We start from the raw sequence: 6,916 nt of genomic DNA, 5'->3' as shown, positions 1-6,916 counted from the left end.
TAAATTGTCACTGTTGCACTAATGAAACAATCATTTTCATATTCATCTCTTTTGCAACATCAGTTTTGGGTCGATAATTAAGATTAGTACAACTTCTAATCCAAGGTCCAGGCCATGATAAAATTAAACCGACGAGATGCCATTTCAACACTTGTCCTAGGGATTGCATCGGCCGCATTTGGGGGAAAACTTATGAGTAATTCCAACGATTCAAATGTAAAAATGCCAGCACTATTTTTAGGCCACGGCTCGCCGATGAACGCCATTGAAACAAATAACTTTACACAAACACTTACGAATCTTGGCGCAAGTCTGCCTAGGCCAAAAGCAATTCTTATGATCTCTGCCCACTGGGAAACCAACGGGACGTGGGTTACAGGAATGGAAAGGCCAAAAACAATCCACGACTTTTACGGATTTCCGAAAGCTTTGTTTGATGTGCAATACCCTGCTCCAGGCTCTCCTGAGTTTGCCAAAAAAGTATCTTCCACAATTCTTTCTCCAAAAATTGAAATAGATGAAAATCATTGGGGCCTCGATCATGGGACATGGTCTGTTTTAAAACATATGTTTCCAGAGGCCGACATTCCAGTGTTTCAAATGAGCATAGATAAAACTAAGCCTATTGAATTTCACCTTGAACTTGGTCAAAAATTAAACTTTTTACGAGAGCAAGGAGTAATGATTATCGGTAGTGGAAACATCGTTCACAACCTTAGACAAGTTCGTTGGGAACAAGAGGCAAAACCATTTGATTGGGCCATCGAATTCGATGAATGGATTAAACAAAAACTAATTGAGCGCGACTTCAACTCCCTTGCTAAAGATGCTCTGAGCACGACTGCAGGAAAATTTAGCATACCAACACTTGAACACTATCTACCTCTTCTCTATATTGCTGGAGCAAGTGAGAACAAAGATCTTTTAAAATTTGAATATGAAGGTATTCAGATGGGATCAATGTCTATGCGCTGTCTGAGATTTTTTTAACATCATAAAATATTTTATAATGACATGGATTCCACTATTACTTGTCTAACCAAGCTCTTTGTGGCCAAATCTTTAAATAGAATATTTAAATAGGAATAGAAATGAAAAGAGCTACGTTAATTAAAATTCACCTTTATTTGTCTGCAGTATTTGCACCTTTTATTTTTTTAATGAGTATCACAGGAACAAGCTACCTTTTAGGTTATAAAGGCGATGTAACTAAAGAAGTTATTCAAACTGTTGCTTCAGAGCAAACTTCTTTAACTGAAGAATATGTACGTGAAGAATTAAAAAAAATTGATCCCAATTATTCATTTGAATACTTAAAAGGTGCAGGTAAAAGTGTTTTCACCCGCCCTACAACAAGAACTTACTACGAAGTAAATATTGTAGATACGGGAGTGCAAATCACAAAAGTTAAACCAAATTTTTTACGCGCTATTATTGAAGTTCACAAAGGTCACGGACCAGGGCTTTTAAAAACAGTTGAAAAAGTTTTTGGAGTGGCCCTCCTTTTAATTCTTATTTCAGGAATGTGGCTGGCGTTAACTATTAAGAGAGATAAAAATATTACTCTCATTCTTACGGCCATTGGCGGTGTTGTGCTGCTTGGTCTGTTTCTAATTCTCTAAGCAACTAGGCCCCAATGCCTATAATCAGGTATTGGGGTATCGTTTTAATATTTGTGAAAAATCAAGACCTTAGAACAAGCACCAAAACACTGTTTCATTCTTACAAACAAGCACAGACAATATTCAATAAAATCAGTAACTTAAAACCAAATTGCCAAGATACATTTGCATTTTTTTACTCCAAAATATAAAGCTAAATACCGAGCATTATTAGGAAGTTAGTAAGTTAACTTTACTTTCTCAAGAAGAACTCCAGACCACTCCCAACAATTTCAAGAAGATAGACTGACAAAATTCAAAAGCCTTTATGTTATTCCGATAAGTAAACAGTGTTTAGGGTGAAGAGGCCTTTATAATTAAGGCAAGTTCACTTTTTTTTGGTTATATGGACGTGAAAAACAACAAAACTTTAACACATTCGCTTCTAAGTGTTGCTGTACTGGGTACAGTTGTTGCGTTTATATATTTTCTTTCTCAACCGAACTCGCCAAAAGAAAAGAATGCTAGAAAAATTGCTTCAACTGCAAAACTAGTTCTTCCAAAACAAGAGCTGAAAAAGAATAAAGTTTCTTCGATAAAAAATAAGGCCGCAAATAAGATTGTTCAAACATCTAATTCGCCCTCAAAGACAAATAGTGAAAAATCTCATAGCTCTCGCGAATCAAATGATAGCTTTAGCGAAAATGATAACTACGATAATTATGACAATGAAAATAGTAACAGTGGCCAAGCTCAAATAAGTTCGCTTTCAGATAGTGAGAGTTCATACTCTCCCTTATCTAATAACTCTTCTGATTTTTCAGACTCTTCTGGCGATTATTCTTCAGAGTCTTCATCAAATAACACAAGCTCAAACCCTACTGTGAACTCAAACAACTCGGATCAAACAGTTGGTATTCCAACTGGTTCTTCAGGTGGAAGCGCCACTGATTCTTTATCGGATTCATCAAATGACGGGGGTGGACTTGTTAGCTCAAGCTCAACACCACCAGAAACTGAAGATATAAAAAATGCAAAGCTAACAGGAAAAGTTCTACCTCTTGTTGGGGTTGTTTCTTGGATGCAATTTGATCTTATAAGACCTGTTTACGCAGCGGGTGCGCTAACATGTAGCTCCCCTAGCATCCAACTTTTTGACTTGAAGACAATGACTCCCGTTGCAGATAATCCAATTAGAGTTAATAGTATTTCGGGAACAGTAGCTTTCAATTTTGATCCTTATGAATTGAATTTAAATATTTACAACCCTTCTCGTTATCTTCTGAGAACGACAGGTTGTAATATTGAATTTAAAAGAATTGTTACAAGTTTTTTTAGCGATCAAGACCTAGATTACGTAAGTACTATCATTAGTGAGATTATTAATTCTGATACAGAAAATAGCCTTGATGAGATTAATGAAAGTAGACTCGACCAACTAGAAGATCAAATTAAGAATGTTGTTGGCGGAAGTAACGATCTTGATGATATCGCCGATCAAATCGCCAATAATCCTGATCTAAATAACTCATTTGAAAATATTACGGGGTCAAACCCAGATATTATTGCTGACTCTGCTCCATCTTTAACGAATGTAAATGCTGCCTCCACTCTAGAAGAAGGAGTGAAATCAACTTTTACGTCAAATGCAACCCACTGGTCATCTGACTATACGGTGGCCTACGAATGGATATTAAACGACAACGTCGTAAGTAATGCCTTCCAATGGGAATATACTCCTACGGCCAATACAAAAACAATTAATAAAGTCGAACTATATGTTGGAGCAAAAAATAGTGGGGACAATAACGTCAATAGAACAAAACCACACTACTACTATAAATGGGATTATGAAGCTGTAGATACATATCCAGTGACACTCCCAAGCATTGCACTATTGTCAACAACACCAACGGCCTCTAGGAATATCACATTATCTGTAAATTTAACTGACACAATGAATGCAGATGGGACTCTATCGTGCGATACCTTATCGAAAATTGCAATTGTAGAAGATTCTGCAACACCTATTGATACCGATTTCATACATGATTGTTCAAGTGCCACTATTAACTACACATTACAAAGATTAAGTGACGGTAGCATCAACGTTGATATTTATGCGAAAGACATTAATGATAAGATTACGGCCCTTAGCCGTATCCCAGTTTATTTAGATAACACAAATCCAGTTATTGCTTTTACGGGAATTCAATCATCTTATCGCGCTGACAGAACTCATCCATTTGACTGGACATTAACAGAGGTTAACACTTCCGCGGCACTAAATTTTTCGATTCGCTTTAGTTCAAACAACGGAGCGACATGGTCAAATCTAGTTGATGTGGCCGCTGCCGATGGCCCTTTAACAAATGAAGCTTTTGCAACAAATATTCTATTACCAAATATTTCAACATCCAACGCTCTCGTTGAAGTGAGCTTCACTGATCTTTTGGGTAATTCGACAACAGAAACTCAGCAAATTGAAATAAGAGCACCAAGCTTATCTTTCTCACCAAGCTCATATGACTTTGGAAATATCCTAACTCATGCAACTGATACAACGACGATTACCATCAACAACACCGGGCTTGTCGATGGAGAGAGTTGCGCGTTTTCTCTGAGTGGAACAAATAGTTCAGAGTTCTCAATAGACTCAAATACTTGTGCGGGCATAATTCCTGCGAGTGGCTCATGTACTGTCGATATAAGCGCAACACCAAATTCAAAAACTCTAAAATCGGCAACGCTTGGTCTTACTTGTGGTAGCGATACCCTCTCTCTTGCTTTAGTGGCAACAGGTATTAATAACGCTCCAGTGGCCGCAAATAATAACTCTCAAACTTTAAGAGATAATCTAAGTACAGTTGTAATTCTTCCTGCGGGAAGTGATGTTGATAACGTTGCAGGAGACCTTACATATAAACTTACACAAGATGTTGCTATTGGAGCTCTATCAAATTGTCTTGTGGCAGGAACATACTCTCAGGATCTCATTTGTGATTATATAGCTCCAGTAAACTTCCACGGCGCTGTGACTTTAAAGTACATAGTAAATGATGGGGACTTAGATTCTGTTGACGAAACAACTTTCACACTAAATGTTGAAGATCAAACTTCTACTATTCCTAATGTAACGCCTGCAAACTTTAGTGCAGGCACTTCGACCTCACAAAACCCAATGACTCTGACTGCATCAGATTGTGATGATATAGCATTTATTCTGATTAAAGAATCTACAGCTGCACCTACTGCAGGAGATAGTGGCTGGCAAGCTTGTTCAACAGCTGTTGGAGCAATTACATTTGATCCTTCACTTCTTAACACTCAAGGTTTTAGAACGCTTCGAGTTTTTGGTAAAGATGCACACGATAATATTTCAACATATCAGTCGATTGACTATATTTATGACTCTATGGCCCCAATTATTGCAATTGAAGATGTTCCAACTCTTCCTTGGTCAATTACTTATCCTGTAAAGTTTAAACTGACAGAGGCGACTATTTCAGGTGGCGCAAATTTCACAGTAGAGATTTCTCTAAACGGAGGATCGAGCTGGAGCGTTGCCGGAAGTGTTAATGTTGGTAGCAATGGCCCTCATGCTGATAAGGACTATACTTTCAACTACAATGTTCCTAGCGGTACCTATTATAACGATGTAAAATTTAAAATTTCTCTAACGGATACAAACGGACTAACTGGAAGTAGTACAAGTAATAGCTTCAGAATCGTAGAAGATCTTGGTGCACCTTATATCCACACAGCAACCTTTAAGGTCAATGGTTCAATTACACCTCCAGCAACTACGATTAAGTATGTTGATGTGGAATTTAAAGCTGAAGATATTGACACTATCCTTACGCACTTTTGCCTTAGAGGAAATAACACGGCCGCACCGACACTATCTGATTCTTGTTGGCAGGCCTTTGATGCTCCAAACCCAGGAGCTACGCTTGATAAAATAATTCAAATTTCTGATTATAAATACCTTTTAGGTTTCTCTCCTAATAATTTTAAAATTAGCTTATGGGTGCGAGACTTAGCTGGAAATATTTCATCAAATGCAGACACTACAGCAGGTAAAGATTTTGTAATCATGAACTATACTCCAGACCCTCCTCCAGAGTTATCAAGTTTATTTGTGACAAATTCTAATACACCAAACAATCCTGTTGAAGATGCGGACCTTGTCTTCAACAATGGTGATACTGTTTATATTTCGTGGCGAGCAACAGACAATAACGCCTTTCCAAATCAAACCGTTCACCTTTCTTATTCAACGGATGATATTAATTTCAATCCAATTGCACCAGATGCATCTGTTCCATTAGATCCATTAAACAATGATGCGAACAATTGTCCACAAATTAACGATCCGGCCAACTCTTTAGATGATACGGCCACAGGGTGCTATAGATGGACATTTCCTTTAACTGATGGACAATATTTTAGAATAAAAGTAGTCATTAGCGATGATGAAAACCAAGACACATCGATTACATCTGTTGCATTGAACTCTAATAAATTTAAAATTCTTGCAGGAAACGTCGACCCAGGAACTGGAGCTTCGGCAAAGTCGGCGCAGTTGTTTCCAAAAAGTACTATTCGACCATTCACACTGGCCGTTAGTAGTGATGGAAAGATATTCTTTAATGATGCCAAACGTGGATTATTATATATCAATCCATTTACCAATGTTTTAGAACAGCTCATTCCTGAAACTGGTGTCTCAACTGGTGATGGGGGGCCTGTCACATTGGCGACGGCCAATTATATCCATAAAATCAATATGGATTATCAAGACCGACTTCTCGTCTATGATGGTCAAAGTATTAGACGTATTGATACGACTCAAAATCCAATGACTATCGAAACGATTATTGGTTACAAAGATGATGGAACAAGAGGAACAAATAGATCTGACATCGTTCTTGACCCAAAAGACTTCAAGTTAGAGTCTCCTGGACTGTATCAACTTTTCCAACCTCTTCCTAATGGAGACCTTTGGTTTGGAGATATTAGCGGTAGCGTTTCAGGTGGAAACTTAATTCGCGTTTACAAAGGCAGTTTAACGAATCCAAGAATTGAATCAATTCGTATTAGTGGTAATGGTGCAAGCTCTCCACCGACAACAGTAAGTGGTGGTAGAAATTCAGCCGTTCCAGATATGAATCTGGAAAATATTATTAGTTATCAAATCGCTTTCAATAAAACGACAAGTAATGTTGATATGATCTATGCCATGTATTATCGAGCTCCTTATGGTTGTAGTTATTATATGAGAGAGCTCATCGATACTTCGACATACGATACAG

At 37.7% G+C, this 6,916-nt stretch carries 3 protein-coding genes; all 3 read left to right on the top strand.

Annotated elements, in window-relative coordinates:
* Positions 1–222: 222 nt before the first annotated feature.
* Positions 223–990: a 4,5-DOPA dioxygenase extradiol gene (gene ygiD / locus M899_RS09575; RefSeq protein WP_369795334.1), complete on the top strand. Its 768-nt coding sequence runs from the start codon at positions 223–225 to the stop codon at positions 988–990.
* Between the two features lie 101 nt (positions 991–1,091).
* On the top strand, positions 1,092–1,622 hold the full coding sequence (locus M899_RS09570; protein ID WP_021271239.1) for a PepSY-associated TM helix domain-containing protein: 531 nt from the start codon (positions 1,092–1,094) through the stop codon (positions 1,620–1,622).
* A gap of 385 nt (positions 1,623–2,007) precedes the next feature.
* Positions 2,008–6,916, top strand: a 4,909-nt coding sequence (locus M899_RS09565; protein ID WP_021271240.1) for a choice-of-anchor D domain-containing protein, incomplete at its 3' end; no start/stop codon positions are given.

The organism is Bacteriovorax sp. BSW11_IV (assembly GCF_000447755.1).
Lineage (GTDB): Bacteria > Bdellovibrionota > Bacteriovoracia > Bacteriovoracales > Bacteriovoracaceae > BSW11-IV.
Note: the sequence above shows the minus strand (reverse complement) of the source record. Positions and strands in the feature narration are given on the sequence as shown.

Bases quoted from the DNA above. Each gene is read 5' to 3' on its own strand.
- M899_RS09570 (WP_021271239.1), top strand. From the start codon at position 1,092: ATGAAAAGAGCTACGTTAATTAAAATTCACCTTTATTTGTCTGCAGTA.
- ygiD (WP_369795334.1), top strand. From the start codon at position 223: ATGCCAGCACTATTTTTAGGCCACGGCTCGCCGATGAACGCCATTGAA.